Source organism: Paraburkholderia sp. RL17-347-BIC-D (assembly GCF_046027915.1).
GTDB lineage: Bacteria > Pseudomonadota > Gammaproteobacteria > Burkholderiales > Burkholderiaceae > Paraburkholderia.
This window is the reverse complement of sequence record NZ_JARESS010000033.1, coordinates 39796-57036: the sequence shown is the minus strand read 5'-3', so window position 1 is coordinate 57036 and position 17241 is coordinate 39796. Positions and strand designations below refer to the sequence as shown.

At 61.1% G+C, this 17241-nt stretch carries 13 protein-coding genes; 11 read left to right on the top strand and 2 right to left on the bottom strand.

The genetic code is table 11. From position 1 onward, the window contains the following. Positions 1–7: 7 nt before the first annotated feature. The gene (locus P0D96_RS32875; RefSeq protein WP_408317723.1) at positions 8–910 is read left to right on the top strand and encodes a LysR family transcriptional regulator; all 903 of its coding nucleotides are present in this window, start codon (positions 8–10) and stop codon (positions 908–910) included. Positions 911–1010: 100 nt separating this feature from the next. Here P0D96_RS32875 and P0D96_RS32870 read toward each other — a convergent pair whose 3' ends face one another. Continuing rightward, on the bottom strand, positions 1011–2018 hold the full coding sequence (locus tag P0D96_RS32870; protein ID WP_408317721.1) for an asparaginase: 1008 nt from the start codon (positions 2016–2018) through the stop codon (positions 1011–1013). 503 nt (positions 2019–2521) lie between these two features. Between P0D96_RS32870 and P0D96_RS32865 the strand changes: the two genes are divergently transcribed. From P0D96_RS32865 to P0D96_RS32820, 10 genes are all read left to right on the top strand, one after another. After that, positions 2522–4102, top strand: coding sequence for an ABC transporter substrate-binding protein (locus P0D96_RS32865; protein WP_408317719.1), 1581 nt, complete (start codon positions 2522–2524; stop codon positions 4100–4102). A 95-nt stretch (positions 4103–4197) separates the two neighbouring features. After that, on the top strand, positions 4198–5139 hold the full coding sequence (locus P0D96_RS32860) for an ABC transporter permease (protein WP_408317717.1): 942 nt from the start codon (positions 4198–4200) through the stop codon (positions 5137–5139). 63 nt (positions 5140–5202) lie between these two features. Next, positions 5203–6120, top strand: a complete 918-nt coding sequence (locus P0D96_RS32855; protein WP_408317783.1) for an ABC transporter permease — start codon at positions 5203–5205, stop codon at positions 6118–6120. 4 nt (positions 6121–6124) lie between these two features. After that, a complete protein-coding gene (locus tag P0D96_RS32850) occupies positions 6125–7783 on the top strand; it encodes a dipeptide ABC transporter ATP-binding protein (RefSeq protein WP_408317715.1) in 1659 nt (552 codons plus the stop codon). A gap of 88 nt (positions 7784–7871) precedes the next feature. Beyond that, positions 7872–9404 carry a M81 family metallopeptidase gene (locus P0D96_RS32845; protein ID WP_408317713.1) on the top strand — a complete coding sequence of 511 codons (1533 nt, stop codon included), beginning with the start codon at positions 7872–7874 and terminating at the stop codon, positions 9402–9404. A 75-nt stretch (positions 9405–9479) separates the two neighbouring features. Continuing rightward, positions 9480–10493 carry an alpha/beta fold hydrolase gene (locus tag P0D96_RS32840; RefSeq protein ID WP_408317711.1) on the top strand — a complete coding sequence of 338 codons (1014 nt, stop codon included), beginning with the start codon at positions 9480–9482 and terminating at the stop codon, positions 10491–10493. Positions 10494–11344: 851 nt separating this feature from the next. Continuing rightward, the gene (gene oxlT, locus P0D96_RS32835) at positions 11345–12631 is read left to right on the top strand and encodes an oxalate/formate MFS antiporter (protein WP_408317709.1); all 1287 of its coding nucleotides are present in this window, start codon (positions 11345–11347) and stop codon (positions 12629–12631) included. Between the two features lie 125 nt (positions 12632–12756). Further along, on the top strand, positions 12757–13908 hold the full coding sequence (locus P0D96_RS32830; protein WP_408317707.1) for a M20 aminoacylase family protein: 1152 nt from the start codon (positions 12757–12759) through the stop codon (positions 13906–13908). A 9-nt stretch (positions 13909–13917) separates the two neighbouring features. Then, a complete protein-coding gene (locus P0D96_RS32825; protein ID WP_408317705.1) occupies positions 13918–14979 on the top strand; it encodes a serine hydrolase domain-containing protein in 1062 nt (353 codons plus the stop codon). Between the two features lie 204 nt (positions 14980–15183). After that, positions 15184–15669 (top strand): MarR family winged helix-turn-helix transcriptional regulator, encoded by a 486-nt coding sequence (locus tag P0D96_RS32820; RefSeq protein WP_408179722.1) that lies wholly within the window; start codon positions 15184–15186, stop codon positions 15667–15669. A 96-nt stretch (positions 15670–15765) separates the two neighbouring features. Here the strand turns inward: P0D96_RS32820 and P0D96_RS32815 are convergent, their stop codons facing one another. Further along, positions 15766–17178, bottom strand: coding sequence for an MFS transporter (locus tag P0D96_RS32815; protein ID WP_408317703.1), 1413 nt, complete (start codon positions 17176–17178; stop codon positions 15766–15768). Positions 17179–17241: the final 63 nt, after the last annotated feature.

The window sequence follows — 17241 nt, the reverse complement described above, 5'->3', positions numbered from 1 at the left end:
TTTATCAATGGATGCGGTTTCGGACCTCGAGTTTTTCGTCAAACTCGTCAAACATGGCAGCCTGTCGGCGCTCGCGCGGGACGTTGGGGTCACGCCGCCCGCGGTGAGCGCGCGTCTTGCGCAGATGGAGCGGCGCCTCGGTGTGCGGCTACTGAACCGGACTACCCGGCGGCTCAGCATGACGCACGAGGGCGAGCAATACCTGACGACGGGGTCGAAGCTGCTGTCTGCGTTACAGGAACTCGACCGGACCATTTCGAGCAGCAGAGCGACGCCAAAGGGGCTGCTGCGCGTGAATGCGACGTTCGGCTTTGGCCGCCGTCACATCGCCCCGGCCATCGCAGCGTTTCATCGCCAGTATCCCGACGTCGAGGTACAACTCGAGTTGACGGATCGCCCGTTGAATCTCGCCGAAGCGGCGTTTGACGTCGGCGTGCGGTTCGGCGAGATTCCTGATTCGAGGTTGATCGCACGCAAGGTCGCGACGAACCGCCGGATGGTCTGTGCGTCGCCTATCTACGTGCGCGCGAAAGGCGAACCGGATACGCCGCGCGATCTGCAGCGGCATCAATGCATCGTACTCAGGGAAAACGACACGGCCTACGGCACCTGGCATTTCAGCAAGGGGAAGCGCCACGAGACGGTCAAGGTGCACGGTGTGCTGAGCAGCAATGATGGCGAAGCAACGCTCGTTTGGGCGCTTGACGGACAGGGCATCCTGATGCGTTCGGAGTGGGATGCGACCACCTATCTGCAGTCCGGCCGTCTCAAGCAGTTGCTGCCCGATTGGTCGTTGCCACCAGCAGATATCTACGCTGTGTATCCAGAGCGGCTCAATCTGACGGCGAAGGTGACGGCGTTCGTCGAGTTTCTCGAAGGCTTTCTCGGGAAGGGGCCGGGAGCGGGCTGAGATGGCGAAAAAGCCGGTGGTTTTCCGCTCACCTGCGATTTGCACCGCAACCCGGAACACGTCGGTCGAGCCGGCTGGCAATGGACATTTTGCCGTGCGTCTAGTCGGCGTCGTCGACGCGCTTCCAGAATTCGAACGCAGCGGCGCATACGTTGAGCGGCGCGCCCGTCGCGACCAGCAGCCAGAGAAGTAGACGCGCCTTGCGCGGCCCGAGCCACCCTGAAAACAAAGCGCCACGGCGGGCCAAGTCGATTTCTGAACCAGAAAATCCATAGGTGCGCGCCGCCGTCGATCCCGATCCCGTGCGGCTGGCGATGACGATCGGCAGCCGCGGCGCCAGCGCTTCGATGCGCTGTGCTTCGTCATCCGAAACATGCCCTGCACCGTAGGCCGCGATGACGATCCCGTGATATCCCGCGTGGGCGACCGCATCGAGCATCTCACCCGTCTCGCCCAGACATGTCTCGACGAGTGCCACTCGAACCGACAGGTTGGGCTTTGAGAAGCGCTGGGAATAACGCCTTGACGGTGGACGGAAATACTGGGGCACACCTTCGAGCACCATGCCAGCCGACCCCACGACCGGCGACTCGAAGGTTTCGACGGACATTGAGTTCGCTTTGCGCACCCAGCGCGCCTCATGGATCGTGTTGTTCATGACCACGGCTACACCGCGCCCGCGGCTGGCGCTGCACGCCGCGCAGGCCACCGCGGCGAGAATGTTGGCCGGCCCATCCGCGCCCGCAGCCAGCGGCGTGCGCATCGCGCCTGTGACTACCAGTGGCTGTGGATGCGTCCATAGAAGATCGAGCAGGAAGGCGGTTTCCTCGAGCGTGTCGGTCCCTTGGGTCAGGACGATCCCGGCGGCGCCGTCAGCCACCATGCGCTCTGCCCACACTAGACTGTCCAGCACATGCGCAAAGTTCAGCGAAGGGCTGGGTAACTGCAAAAGCGTCTCGGCGTGAATCTGCGCGATGTCAGCCAGACCGGGGACCGCAGCCACCAATTGTTGCGCCGAAAGACGTGGCAGCGCGCCAGCGTCGGCGTTGTCGGCGGACATGCATATCGTGCCGCCCAATGCCCCGACAGCGATGCTCGGATAGTTCATCGAAGTATTCCTTTCGAGTGTTTGGGAAAAAGACCAGCTTGAACCGTAGCTCAAATAGCGTGCAAAGAGTCGGTACCGACGAGGAGCGCCGTATCGCGCCCGGAATCGGTGCGATGCCGAACTTGCACTGCTTGATGCACCTTCCTCGCGCGCACTTGCACAAGTCCCGCGCATCGCGGTGCGCTCTTGCCGATTGAGTAAGTGTCCGCTCGCCCACACGTACTGGATTTACGCATGATGGCACGCTTCGTGCCTATACGCATGTAAATTGCAATTGTTGCAAGTTGCAATTAATCGGCATAGTGGAATCGCAGATCAGCCCGTCGCAAGCGCATATCCGAGATTGGAGCATCTGAACTTCAGCCTGGATGTCCGAAGGCTTACCACTGTATCGACGAGCTTACTGAACACGTCGAAGAGAGTGGCGAGTGGACGCGGCCGCCAATACGGCGCAAGCGCGGCCCGAATTCATTTTGTGTCATTTCTTCCTATTGGAGTGAAGCATGTTGAAGCGATTGTTTACTCGATGCGTGGCTGGAGCGCTGATCGCGAGCGCTGCGACGATGGTGTGTGCGCAGGATGCATCCAAGGTGTTACGAATCGTGCCGCAAGCCGATCTGAAGATCCTCGATCCGATCTGGACCACGGCATTCATCACGCGCGATCACGGCTACATGATCTACGACACCCTGTTCGGGGTGGATGCCAAGGGTGTAGTACAACCGGAGATGGTGGACACATATACGACCTCACCGGACAGCAAGACCTGGACGTTCACGCTGCGCAAGGGGCTCGCGTTCAGCGACGGCAAGCCGGTCACCTCAGCTGACGTTATCGCGTCGATCACGCGCTGGGGCAAGCGCGACGTGTTCGGTGAGAGAATGTTTGCGGCCCTGCAGTCGTTCGATGCGGTCGACGCCAAGTCCTTTCGCATGACGTTCAAGCAACCCTTTCCGATGGTCCTGGACGCGCTAGGCAAGCCGTCGGGCAGCGCCCCGTTCATCATGCCGAAGCGGGTCGCCGATACGCCGGCGGACCAGCAGATCTCTGATTACACCGGTTCGGGCCCCTACATCTTCAAACAGGACGAGTATCGCCCGGGCGCGAAGATCGTATACATCAAGAACCCAAACTATGTGCCGCGATCGGAGCCGGCTTCCGGGACCGCAGGCGGCAAGCATGTCTATGTCGACCGGGTCGAATGGATCGTGCTCAAGGACGCACAGACGCAGGCCAATGCGATTGCGAACGGTGAAGTGGACATGATCGAATGGATGCCCGCCGAGCAGTACGCCGCGTTCAAGAACAATCCGAAGCTGGAATTGCTGAAGCCGACGCCGGCCGGACTCTTCGACCTGCACCTGAATCATCTCGTGCCGCCGTTCAACAACCCGAAGATTGCCCAGGCGGCAATCATGGCGATCAATCAGGAAGCGTTGATGCGCGCGCAACTGGTGAACAAGGATCTGTACCGGACATGTTCCTCGATTTACCCGTGCGATTCGCCGTTGGCGTCGACCGAGACGGCCTATTTCACTGGCAAGCCTCAGTTCGCGGCGGCCCGCAATCTGCTGAAGGAAGCAGGCTACGACGGCAAGCCGGTCGTGCTGATGTATCCGTCGGACTACGCAGTACTGAACAAGTTTCCGCCGGTCATGGCGCAACTGTTGAAGCAGGCCGGGTTCAATGTCGACCTTCAGGCAATGGACTGGTCGACGCTTGTGACGCGCCGAACCAGCAAGGCGCCGGCCGAGAAAGGTGGCTGGAACCTGTTCATTACCGGATGGGCGCCCGGCGACACGATGAATCCCTTGTTCTTCACGCCGCTGACGGGCAATGGGGAGAAGGGCTGGTTTGGCTGGGCCACTGACGACAAGATCGAGCAGCTCAAGAGCGATTACCTTGCCGCCAGCGATCCTGCGCAGCGCAAGAAGATCGCCGCGGCGATCCAACTGGAAACGTACCAGAGCGGGATCCTGGCGCCGTTGGGCGACTTCGATTTCTATTCGGTGATCCGCAAGGGCGTGGTTAGCGGCGTCGTCCCGGCTCAGGTCAACGTGTTCTGGAACATTCGCAAGAGCTAACCGGTGTCGGCGGCTGGGCCGTTCACCGGCCGGTCGCCGTCTCGCAGGGCAACGCAAACCTGTCCATCTGTCAACCGGCTTGGAGCGTAACCGACATGGCTTTCTTTCTTTTCCGACGCGTACTGTCGACGGCGCCAGTGCTGGTCATTGTCGCCCTTATCGTGTTCATGATTCTGCGCCTGACGCCGGGCGATCCGGCTGCGGCGCTCGTCGGAGACAACGGCACTAGCGCGGACATCGCGCGGATCCACGCGAGCCTCGGACTCGACCGGCCGCTGCCAGTGCAGTTCGTTAAATGGACTGGGCAATTGCTGCAGGGCAACCTCGGCGACTCGTACTACATGAAACAGCCGGTAACCCGATTGATTGCGCAACGCATCGCACCGACCGTGTCGTTGTCCGCCCTGACACTGGTGATGACGCTCCTGCTCGCGGTGCCGCTCGGCGTGATCGCGGCCTCGCGGCACGGAGGCTGGCTGGACCGGATGCTGATGGGAGTTTCCGTGATGGGGTTCTCGGTGCCGTCGTTCGTGGTCGGCTACATCCTCATATGGGCGGTCGCCTTGCATGCGAAGCTGTTGCCGGTGCAGGGATACGCACCACTGAGCGCGGGTATTGGTCCGTGGCTCGCGCACCTGATCCTGCCCGCCATTACGCTGTCCATTGTCTACCTTGCGCTCATTGCCCGCGTCACGCGCGCTGCGGTAGCCGAGGCGCTGACCGAAGACTACATTCGCACCGCCCGCGCCAAGGGTATCTCCGAAGCACGCGTGCTGATTCGCCATGCGCTAGCCAATGCCGCGGTTCCGATCGTTACGGTGATTGGCATCGGCATCGGCCTGCTGATCGGCGGAGTGGTGGTCACCGAAACCGTCTACGCGATCCCCGGGCTCGGGCAACTAACGGTCGATGCTGTACTGGCGCGCGACTTCCCTCTGGTACAAGGCATCACGCTGTTCTTTTCCTTTGTTTATGTGCTTATCAACCTGCTGGTCGATATGAGCTATCTGCTGCTCGACCCGCGTATCCGCTATTGAGTGAAAGGACGACTGGACATGAGCGACGATCACGATCCGATGACCCTTGCCGCGCCGGGCGCCATGCTTGCCAACCTGGAGGTGGCGCCGGCCATGCGCTCCCGCACACCGTTGTGGCGCCGCGTGCTGCGGAACTGGTCGGTGCGCCTGGGATGCGGCGCACTGGTGCTTCTGGTCTTCGTAGCTGTCGCCGCACCGTGGCTTGGCACGATCGATCCGACCGCGATGGATCCCGCGAGCGCTAACCTTGCGCCTGGCGTGAGGGCCGAATTCAGTGATCTGTCAGGCGCGACGTTCCAGCACTTCTTCGTGATGGGCACGGACAGTCTCGGCCGGGACACTTGGAGCCGGGTGGTATATGGTGCGCGCGTGTCACTGTCGGTCGGTATCTCGGTGGCACTGCTGGCGCTCACCTTCGGTGCAGTGGTCGGTGTGGCGGCGGGATATTTTCGCCGCCTCGACGATGTGATCATGCGCGCCATGGACAGCTTGATGGCGATTCCCAGCATCCTGTTCGCGATTACGTTGATGGCGCTCTGGCGGCCGACGCTGGTCACGGTGATCGTCGCGATCACGATTCCCGAAATTCCACGCGTCGCGCGGTTGGTGCGCTCGATCGTACTCACCATTCGCGAGGAGCCCTACATCGAGGCCGCCATTTCGTTGGCCACGCCGACCCTCAAGATTCTGTGGCGTCATATTCTGCCGAATGCCATCGCACCGCTGATTGTGCAGGGAACCTACGTGTGCGCGTCGGCGATCCTCGTGGAAGCGATCCTGTCGTTTCTCGGCGTTGGCCTGCCGCCGGATATTCCGACGTGGGGCAACGTCATGGCCGACGGGCGCATGCAGTTCAACCAATATCCTCAGACCGTGCTGTTCCCAGGTGTTTTTCTGGCGCTGACGGTGCTGGCGGTCAACATTCTGGGCGACGGATTGCGTGACACGCTCGATCCGAAATTCAACAAACGGGGGAGCTGACACGATGCGCGATTTCGACTCCAAAACGGCAGCACCCTCCGCCGCCGAGCCGGCCACGAGTGTCCTCGCCGTGAATAACCTCACCATTTCTCTGCCGGGCGGTGCCGACCGCCCCCATGCGATCCGGCATGTCTCGCTCGACGTGCGGCAGGGGGAGATTGTCTGCCTGCTGGGCGAGTCGGGCTCGGGCAAATCGGTGATCGCACAGGCGGTGATGGGCTTGCTGCCAGCGACGCTCAAGGCGGTGGACGGCAGCATCGAACTGCTCGGCGAGGACGTGCTGACAGCAAGCCCGGACCGCATCCGCCAATTGCGCGGCGAGAAAATGGCGATGGTTTTCCAGGAGCCGATGACGGCCCTCAATCCGATCATGACGTGCGGCGCGCAGGTCGACGAGATGCTGGCACAGCATAGCCGTGCCGGCGTCGGTGAGAGGCGTCGGCGCATACTGGAAATCTTCGCCCACGTCAGGCTGCCGGAACCGGAGCGTATCTACGCGTCTTATCCGCATCAGTTGTCGGGCGGACAGCGTCAGCGCATCGTGATTGCCATGGCGCTGATCCTGAAGCCGTCGCTGCTGATCTGCGACGAGCCCACCACGGCGCTCGACGTCACGACCCAGGCCGAGATCCTCAAGCTGATTCGCGAATTGCAGACTGAGAGCGGAACCGCCGTGTTGTTCATCACGCACGATTTCGGCGTTGTCGCCGAGATCGCCGATCGTGTCGTCGTATTGCGGTTGGGCGACATGGTCGAGCAGGGCGCCAAGTTGCAAGTATTGCAGCAGCCGCGCGAGCCCTACACCCGCATGTTGCTGGCAGCCGTGCCCGCGCTGGTGCCGCGCACGCGCCCCCCGGTGGAGAAAGCCTATCCGCTGCTCGACGCGCGGGGGATCGGGAAGACGTATGTGACGGGTTCCTGGCCGGGCCGCAAGCGCAAGGTGCAGGCGGCCAGTGATGTCTCGCTGACGGTGCATCCGGGCGAAACGGTCGGAATTGTGGGCGAATCCGGCTCGGGAAAATCGACTGTCGCGCGCTGCATTGCCCGGCTAATCGAGCCGAGCGCCGGCGATATCTTCGCCGACGGTCGATCGGTGGCCAAGGCGCGCGGCCGCGCGCTATATCCGTTCCGGCGCGGCGTACAGGTCGTGTTCCAGGATCCCTACCGGTCGCTGGATCCGCGCCAGACAGTGGGTGCCTCGATCGTCGAAGGGCCGTTGAATTTCGGCGTGCCATACGCTCAAGCGTGGCAACGTGCCGAAGAATTGATGACACTGGTACGGCTCAGGCCCGATGCGCTGAACCGCTACCCAAGCGAATTCTCCGGCGGCCAGCGGCAACGTATCTCGATTGCGCGGGCGCTGGCCTGCGAGCCACAAGTGTTGATTGCCGACGAGGCGGTGTCCGCACTCGACGTCTCGGTCCAGGCGCAAATTCTCGAATTACTGGACGACATTCAGCAGCGGCTGCGGATCGGCATTCTATTCATTACACACGATCTGCGAGTGGCCAGTCAGATCTGCGATCGGGTCATCGTGATGCGGCGCGGCGAGATTGTCGAGGAAGGGGCGATCCAGGACGTGTTCCTCACACCGCGCCACGAATATACGCAGGCTTTGCTGGCGGCGGCGCCAGGGCGCGGCTTTGCGTTCGGCGCCGCTTGACGCGAGCCATTTGATCACAAAGATTTCCTGAGGTTCTGGTCAGTCATGGCGATGACCCGATACCGTCGATATTTTCAAAGAGACAGCAATGCAAACACCTAAGCGAATCGTCTTCTGTGGCTTCCAGCACGAGACGAATACCTTCGCACCGACACAAGCGGACCTGCTCGCGTTCGAGCGCGGCGGTGGCTGGCCGGGACTGGTGAGCGGCGATGCGGTATTCGAAGCGATTGCGGGCAGAAATATCCCCGCCGCCGGTTTTGTCGATGCAGCACGAAGTGCCGGCCATACGCTGCTGCCGACCCTGTGGTGCGCGGCCAGCCCGTCAGCGCACGTCACCGAGGCAGCCTACGAACATATCGCCGGTGAGATCCTGGCCGGCATTGAGGCAGCGCTGCCGGTCGACGCGGTCTACCTGGACCTGCATGGCGCGATGGTCACGACTCATTTCGACGACGGCGAGGGCGAACTGCTGCGGCGCATACGTGCGCTCGTTGGTGATGCTGTGCCGGTGGTGGGCAGTCTCGATCTGCACGCCAACGTTACCGCGCAGATGTTCGACAGGGCAGACGCGCTGGTCGCATACCGTACCTATCCGCACGTCGACATGGCGTGCACCGGCAAGCGCGCATTTGTGCTCCTTGAGAAGCGCTGGTCGAGCGGTTCACGTGCCGCGCTCGCATTCCGCCGGCTACCGTTCCTCGTGCCGATCTGCTGGCAGTGCACCGACATGCAGCCGGCCGCGCGTCTTTATGCGTTGCTCGAGGAGATCGAAGCGGCGGATGGCGCCGACCTGTCGTTCGCGACGGGTTTCCCGGCGGCCGATTTTCCGGAATGCTCGCCGGTGATCTGGGCTTATGCGAACGATCCCGCCGTTGCCGAAGCGGCGGTCGACGAGTTGACGCGGGCGGCGAACGACGCTGAAGCCGAATTCGCCGGTACCCTGTATTCACCCGACGATGCGGTCCGTTACGCGATCGAACAGAGCCGCGCCGGCAGGCGCCCGATCATCGTGGCGGACGCGCAGGACAATCCGGGTGCCGGCGCGAATTCGGACACCACCGGGGTGCTGCGGTCTCTGATCCGCCAGGACGCGCAGCAGGCCGCGATCGGCCTGATCGTCGATCCGGCGGCCGCCGAAGCGATTCACGAGCGGCGTGTCGGAGAGACGATCCGGCTGTCACTGGGTGGTCATTCCGGCATCCCCGGCGATGCGCCTTACGAAGACGAGTTCCTGATTGAAGCGATCTCGGACGGCAAGATCGACGCGACCGGCCCATACTATGCCGGCTTTCACCTGGATGTCGGGCCGGCCGCCTGCCTGAGGCGCGGCGGCGTGCGTATCGTCGTGGCCTCGTTCAAGGTGCAGATGGCCGACCAGGCGCTGTTTCGCCTCGTCGGCATCGAGCCCGCCACGCAGGCGATCCTGGTCGTCAAGAGCGCGGTGCATTTCCGCGCCGACTTCGCACCGATCGCGGCCGAGATTATCGTCTGCGCAGCGCCCGGTTCAATGCCCATGCGGCTTGAGCAACTGCCGTGGAGCAAGCTTCCCGTCGGAATGCGGCTTGGCGCCAAGGGGCAGCCTTTCGAGCCAGGATGGACGGCCTCGGCGTGCGGCTGAGTTGCGCACCGACACCTTCTATCCTACTTTTTCAGTTACCCACTCGTCACATTTCACCAATCGAGATCGCTACACATGGAAGACTATTTTGTATTCAATGCCGGAAACGTGGTGTTGCAATCCGGTATCACGTTCAGAGATGCCAAGCTCGCCTACCAAACCTACGGAAAGCTGAACGCAGAAAAATCGAATGTCATTCTATACATGACGTCATTTTCCGCGCATCACTATGACATCGAGTGGATGGTCGGTCCGGGCAAGGCGCTAGACACCGACAAGTACTTCGTCGTTATTCCGAATCTATTCGGCAATGGATTGTCGTCCTCGCCCAGCAATGCAACCGAGCCCTTTAGCGGAAACCGTTGGCCGAATTTTACGATTGCCGATAACGTCGCGATTCAACACCAACTCCTGACGCAAGAACTCGGCATCGACGTATTGCAATTGGCGTGCGGATGGTCGATGGGCGGGTTGCAGGCGTATCAATGGGCAGCAATGTATCCGGACATGGTCAGGCGGCTGGTCGTGCTCTGCGGCGCGGCAAAGACCTCGCCGCACAATCAGGTATTCATCGAGGGCGTGCGCGCGACCCTGACGACGGATCCCGGTTTTCAAAACGGAACGTTCGTTGAGCGTCCCGAACGCGGTCTGCGGGCCATGGGCCGCAACTACGCCGCTATGGCGATGTCGCAGACGTTTTATCGTGACGAGGTGTGGCGGCAGGCCGGCTTTTCCTCGCTCGAAGACTATCTCGTGATGTCTTGGGAAGCGAATTTCCTGAAGCGAGATGGCAACAACCTGCTGGCTCACCTATGGACATGGCAGCATGCGAACATCGCGGCCAATTCCAAATATAACGGTGATTTTCACGCAGCGCTGAAGGCGATTACGGCAAAGGCGTTGATCATGCCTAGCGAAACCGATCTGTATTTTCAGGTGGAAGACAACCGTCTCGAGGTCGCGCAAATGCGAAATGCGAGGCTCCTCCCCATTTCGTCGATATGGGGCCATCGTGCCGGGCTGCCGACAGCCAATCTGGACGATGCCGCGTTTATTTCCGACTCGATAACCCGGCATCTCGAGGACTAACGTACCAGACTTGCCGCGGCGGTGCCTTGTGTTTATCTTGCAGTCCTCATCGGCACCGCACGCCCCTACCTCGGTGCTGTTGAGCAACATTGCGGAAGTCGCTGAAGCAGACCCGCGTGCGACTGCAACATGTCGGGCGGGACGTCAAAGGCGTCCCCGGCATGGCAATCATCCGGCCCAACGTGCCCTGATCCCAGGTCGCACGACTCTCTCCGCATGCTTTCGAAACGGGTCATTTCACGCGCGTGGCGTGCTGCCTGACGCAGCAACTTACGCGGCTGTCAGACCGGTGACGCAACAAAGGCAGCTCACACGAACCGGCGGCGTTCTCCATCATCGGCGAGCGTCGAGGACAACATATTGCGCACTGCGACGAAACTGAGTCGGGTGTTTCGGCAGATTGCATCGTCACATCTAAATCGCTCCTTGAGATCGTCGCAACCGTCCGGGTGCGACGAATGCCAATGCTGCGCCCGGAACCGGTGCAACGGTGATATTGCGTCGCGCAGTGCACCTTTCTCGCGCGCATCGCGCATGGTTTCTGCGCATGGCAGAGTCTGCATCGCGGTATGGAAAACGCCTGATTTGTCGATGAATACGGGTTTTGCCGGGACGTGGCACACTTCGTGCAAATCAAAGTCACATGTAAATGACAATTATTGGAAATTGCAACTATATCGACGCGATGTAAACGCACTGGCAGATTGTTGATAGGTGACGTTTCCAGGGCTGGGTCATCTGAACTTACGTTTCGATGTACTGAGCGCGTTGTCCAGCAGCGTGGCGTCGGATCTTCAGGAAAACGCGCTGCCTGAGTCATTTCGTGTCACTTATTCGTACGGAGTTGAAGCATGAGCACCCAGAATTTCGGCGCCGGCACCCGCGCCCCACTTGTCCTTTCACTACACAGCCGCTGGTGGCAATTATTGTGCGGCCTCGTATGCGCGATGGTCGCGTCCAATCCGCAATACATCTGGACTTTGTTGACGCGACCGCTGACAGCGCAGCTCGGCGTGTCGCTGCCGAGTCTGCAGGTCACCTTTTCCATCCTCATTGTCTGCCAGACTTTTCTGTCGCCGCTCGAGGGCTATTTGATCGAGCGCTTCGGGCCGCGCTGGTTACTGGCCGCGGGTGGCGCGATTACGGGGCTTAGCTGGGTACTGACGAGCCGCGCGGAGTCTCTGCTGTCCATTTACCTCTGCTATGGCGTTCTCGGGGGAATCGGTGTTGGCATTGTCGTGGTCGGCACGATCGGTCTGATGGCACGCTGGTTCCCAGACCGTCGCGGTTTTGCGATAGGCGTGGTGATGGCGGGCTTCGGCATGGGCGCGATGCTCACGACATTTCCGATCACCAATAGCATCGCCAAGTACGGCTATCAGCATACGCTGGTCGTCTATGGCGTGATCCTCGGCGTGATCGGCATACTTGCCGCGCTCGGCATGAGGCTGCCGCCTCCCGGCTACATGGCGGACTGGCGGCCGCAGAGAGCCGCGGCCGCCATACCCGACACGCGGCCCAGCAACATGCTGCGCACGCCGCTGTTCTGGCTGATGTTTGTGATGATGTCGATGATGGCGACCTCCGGCCTGATGGTGACTTCGCAAATGGCAGTCTTCACGCGAGATTTCGGCATGGCGGGAGTCACCGTGTTCGGCCTCGCCGCGTTGCCGCTTGCGTTGACGATCGATCGCGTGGCGAATGGCGTGACGCGGCCTATGTTCGGATGGATCTCCGACCTGATCGGGCGCGAGCATACGATGCTGATCGCGTTCGGGATGGAAGCGATAGCGATGGCCTTATGGCTCACATCGCGGCACGACCCGTTGTTGTTCGTGCTGCTGTCGGGCGTCGTTTTTCTCGGCTGGGGCGAGATTTTTTCGCTGTTCCCTTCGACGCTCACGGACACCTTTGGCAGCAAGCATGCGATCGTCAACTACGCGTGCCTGTCTTATGCGCAAGGTATCGGTTCGATCCTGGGCGGACCGGTGGCGGCGCTACTCCACGAGCATACGGGCGGTTGGGACGCGGTGTTCGGCACGGCAATCGCATTGGATAGTTGTACCGCGGTGCTCGCGATCGCCGCACTCAGGCCGATGCGCCGCGCGTGGTTTGCCCGCGCTTCCAGGCGCTCGTAATGCAATGGGCCACGTCCAGCCTGCCAGTAATCTCGCCCACGTGAATCTGCGCGGATGCCGCACCGCCTCGTCGATTCTCTGTTTTTTCGTCTCCTTGATTTTCCACTGAAAGGGATTAAATTCCGATGGATAGCGACCTGATCGACCTCATGATGAAGTGGCGGCACGCACTGCACTCCTGTCCGGAAACTGCGTTCGAGGAGGTTGCAACCGCGGACCTCGTCGCTGGCGTATTGCGACAGTATGGCTTCGAGGTACATGCCGGCATTGGCCGGACCGGTGTGGTGGGCACCATGACCCGAAGCGCGGGGCCTGCCATCGGCTTGCGCGCCGACATGGACGCGCTGCCGATCGCTGAAGCCAATAGCTTCGCGCATCGATCGCAACATGAAGGCAAGATGCATGCGTGTGGCCATGACGGCCATACTGCAATGCTGCTCGGCGCCGCCGTTTCGCTGAGCCGCGACTCCAGTTGGCGCGGTACGGTGCATGTGATTTTTCAGCCAGCAGAAGAAGGGCCGGCGGGCGGCGGCAGGATGATGGTCGAAGACGGACTCTTCGAGCGCTTTGCGTGCGATGCCGTGTTCGGTTTGCACAACTGGCCGGGCATCCCGCGCGGACATTTTGCGATCAACGACGGTCCGATGATGGCATCGTTCGACACGTTCGAGATTGTTGTCGACGGCAAGGGTTCGCATGCAGCGATGCCGGAGGAGGGGAGCGACGTGCTGGTGTGTGCCAGCCAGATTGTCACCGCATTGCAGACGATCATAAGCCGACGAATTTCCCCGAAGGAATCAGGCGTCGTTAGCGTCACGCAAATTCATGGTGGCGAAGCGTGGAACGTATTGCCTGACCGTGCAGTCATTCGCGGCACCGTCCGCTGTTTTTCAAGCGCTGTGCAGGAACGGATCCGCGCGTCGATCGGCGAAATCTCCTCGGGTATTGCGCGGGCACTGGGCGCAAACGCGACGCTCGACTATCGCTACGCGTATCCGGCCACCGTCAACAGTGCCGTTCAAGCCGACCTTGCGGCCGCAGCCGCTGAGGCGACCGTCGGCACTTCCGGCGTGCGGCGAGGTTGTGTGCCTTCAATGGCCTCGGAAGATTTTGCGTTCATGCTGCACGCAAGGCCCGGCGCGTATATCTGGATGGGTGTTGACGAGGCGACTCCGGCAGCACCGCTCCATAATCCGCATTACGATTTCAACGATGCCGCACTTGCGATCGGTGCGAGTTATTGGGTGAATCTCGTCAAGCTGTTTGGTGCCCGGTAAAGGACCCTCATGCAATCTGCCAACCTCCAGCATGCTGTGCAATTCGCGATCGATCATGAAACGCCCTGGGACCGCGAGGTCGATGGCGTTTGGGGCGTACATCCGGACGACCCGCCACCCTGGAACCGGCTGCTCGGACCGGTGCATGGACGTGGCCCGGTGTCCGGCGTCATCACTCGGGCCGGCCGCCCGCTAACTTCGTGGGGCGAACCTGATCGTGCCGACCTGACCTTTAGCATCGCCAAGACTTATCTGGCGCTGCTGGCCGGTGTTGCGCACGATCGAGGCCTGATGCCCGATGTCGACGAGCCGGTGCACGTGCGCGTGCCTGGTATCGGCTTTGATGACGAGCACAACGCGAGCGTGACCTGGGCGCATCTTCTGCAGCAGACGAGCGAATGGCAAGGCGTGTGTTTCGGCTTGCCCGACGAGGCCGACCACTATCGATACGTCAAATTCGGCAAGGAGCCCGATGGGAAAAAAGGGGAGCGGCGGTCGTTACGGGCTCCCGGTACCTACTGGGAATATAACGACGTGCGCATCAATCAGCTTTCGCTGGCGCTGCTGAACCTGTTCCGCCGCCCGGTGCCGGAGGTGTTTCGAGAAGCGATTATGCGGCCACTCGAAGCGAGCGAGAACTGGCAATGGGTCGGTTACGACAATGCCTGGGTGGAGGTGGGTGGGCAGCGCGTGCAGTCGGTTCCGGGCGGCACGCATTGGGGTGGCGGCCTGTCGATCAGCGCCCAGGACCAGATCAAGGTGGCTCACCTGTTGCTGGGTCAGGGCAGCGTCAACGGCCAACAGGTAGTCTCCAGCGATTGGCTGCAGCGCATGTTGACACCGTGTGCGATCGCACCGTTCTATGGCTACCTGGTCTGGCTCAACCATGAGCGCAGCGTATTTCCGAGCGTGCCGGCGTCCAGCTACTTCGCAATCGGTGCGGGCGGTTCGTTCACCTGGATCGAGCCCGAACGCGAGCTGGCGGTGGTGGTGCGTTGGCTCAATCCGGCGCATGCCGACGAATTTTTCGGTTTGGTGCTCAAGGCGATTGACGAAGGGGTGAGGGGTTAATCTGTGTCCATCCACTTGCCGCACAGGCATCGTGCGTGCTTGCCCCACTCGTGCGCATTGCGTTACGCTCGTGCCGTTTGGCAAGCGCCCGGCTTGTCCGCACCTTGGGGGTTTCCGCACGGTGGTATGTTTCGTGCACGAAACTCGTGAAATTTAAAAGTTGCAGTGTGCAACTGAATCAAAGTAGCCGAATGGGAGGACAGCATGTCGAAGGCGCCGTATCCAAGACTGGAACATTTGAACTTCCGCCTCGATGTACTGAGCGAGTTGGCCAAGGGCGTGGCGTCTGGCCTTTACGAAGCCGAATGTGACGTAACCCTTCGTGACCTGCGCGTGCTGCGTTTCGTCGATATGCAGCCGGGCATTTCCCTCGGCCCGCTGATTGAGCTGACATACCTAGAAAAGACGCTGGTTTCGAAGCTGGTCACTACGCTAGCAAATCGCGGCTTGCTGACGCGCTCTACCGGCACGACGGATGCACGTGTCATCAACCTGAACTTGACCAGGAAAGGCAAGGCGATTGTCCGCAAGTGCGACCGGATCGGCAAGATCTTCGACGAACAGCTCATGTCCGTTTTGTCAGCAGAGGAAAAGCGAGTGCTTTTTGACTGCATCAACAAGCTGACGGAACACGTTGAGGAGGGCGGCGAATGGACGCTCCCGGCGACACGGCGCAAACGCACAGCCTGAATTGAGACGCCGGGGCGAGTATAGGTTGCCACCGCTCGGGCAGACGATCGGCAGCATGTGGCGGACGCCGGTTGCCACGCCCGCGCGCTATCCGTGCTATCGCAATGCGGTCCGCGTATGGCCACTCACCTCCCGGCCTGCATCCGGGTCTATGCCGATAAAGTAGAAGACCGAGATCAGCACCAGCACAGCCACTAGCAGGAAGGCGACCCGGAAATCAGCTAGTGAGAGTTGGGCGTGATTTCCATGAACCAGGACCGCAGCGTGCAGCGCTATCGCACCAAATGCGATGCCCAGACCGATTGTCATCTGCTGAACCATACTGAAGAATGTGCTCGCTGAGCTCATTCGCGCCGGCGGAACGTCCGCAAACGCGAGCGTGTTGATGCTTGTGAACTGCATCGACCGGCACAGGCCGCCCGCGAGCAACACCAGCATGATCAGCGCGCGCGGCGTGTCCGGCGAAAGCAGGCTGCACAATGCGATTGTCACTGCGGTAAGCACCCCGTTGACGATCATTACCTTCCGAAAGCCAAAGCGTTTGAGGATCGGCGTGGTGACAGTCTTCATGCCCAGATTGCCAGCCGCGTACGCGAGCACCAGCAAACCCGCAGCGAATGCATTCAAGCCGAAGCCCAGTTGGAACAGCAGCGGTAACAGGAAGGGTGAGACGCTGACCGACACGACATATAACGAACCGCCGTCAAGGGTCACGCGGAACGTCGGAATTCGCCAGGGCGAAAGATCGATCAGGGGGTGTTCGGCGCGGCCGAAATGCCGTATGGCCAGGACTGCAGCGACCAAGCCGCAGATCAGCGCGCCGGCCGTGATGCGCCAGTCGCTATGCAGTTGCCCGATCAGGACCATGCCGTACATCAGGCACGTCAGCGCAATACCGCTCAGCACGAACCCCGGCACATCGAACGGACGGCGGGTGGGTTCGCGGTAGTTCGGAATGAATAGGGCGGTTAGCGCCAGACCCACCAACCCGATCGGCACGTTTAGCAGAAAGATCCAGCGCCAGTTGAAATAGGTCGAGATAAACCCGCCCAACGCTGGACCCAACACCGGTGCGGCGAGGCCGGGCCACGTGATATAGGCTATCGAGCGCATCAGGTGACGTTTCTCGGTGCTGCGCAGCACGGCGAGGCGGCCTACCGGCACCATCATTGCGCCGCCGATTCCCTGCAGGATCCGCGAGATCGTGAATTCGACGAGGCCGCTACTCATCCCGCACAATATGGAGGCGCCGGTGAACACGATGATCGCGCCACCGAACACCGAACGTTGCCCAAATCGGTCGGCCACCCATCCACTGATCGGAATGAAGACCGCGAGCGCCAGCAGATAGGCAGTCATGCCGATACTCAGGCTCACGGACGTGACGCCAAACGTGGCGGCCATGTGGGGCAGTGCGGTCGCGATCACCGTCGCATCCAGGTTCTCCATGAAATAGGCGCTGGCGACGATCAGCGCGATGATGACTGGCTGGCGGCTTGACAAAGACATGGGCGGAGAACGGAATTCGGGTTGTGCGACATGCCCTCAAGCGCGTCAGATTGTGGCGTTTGC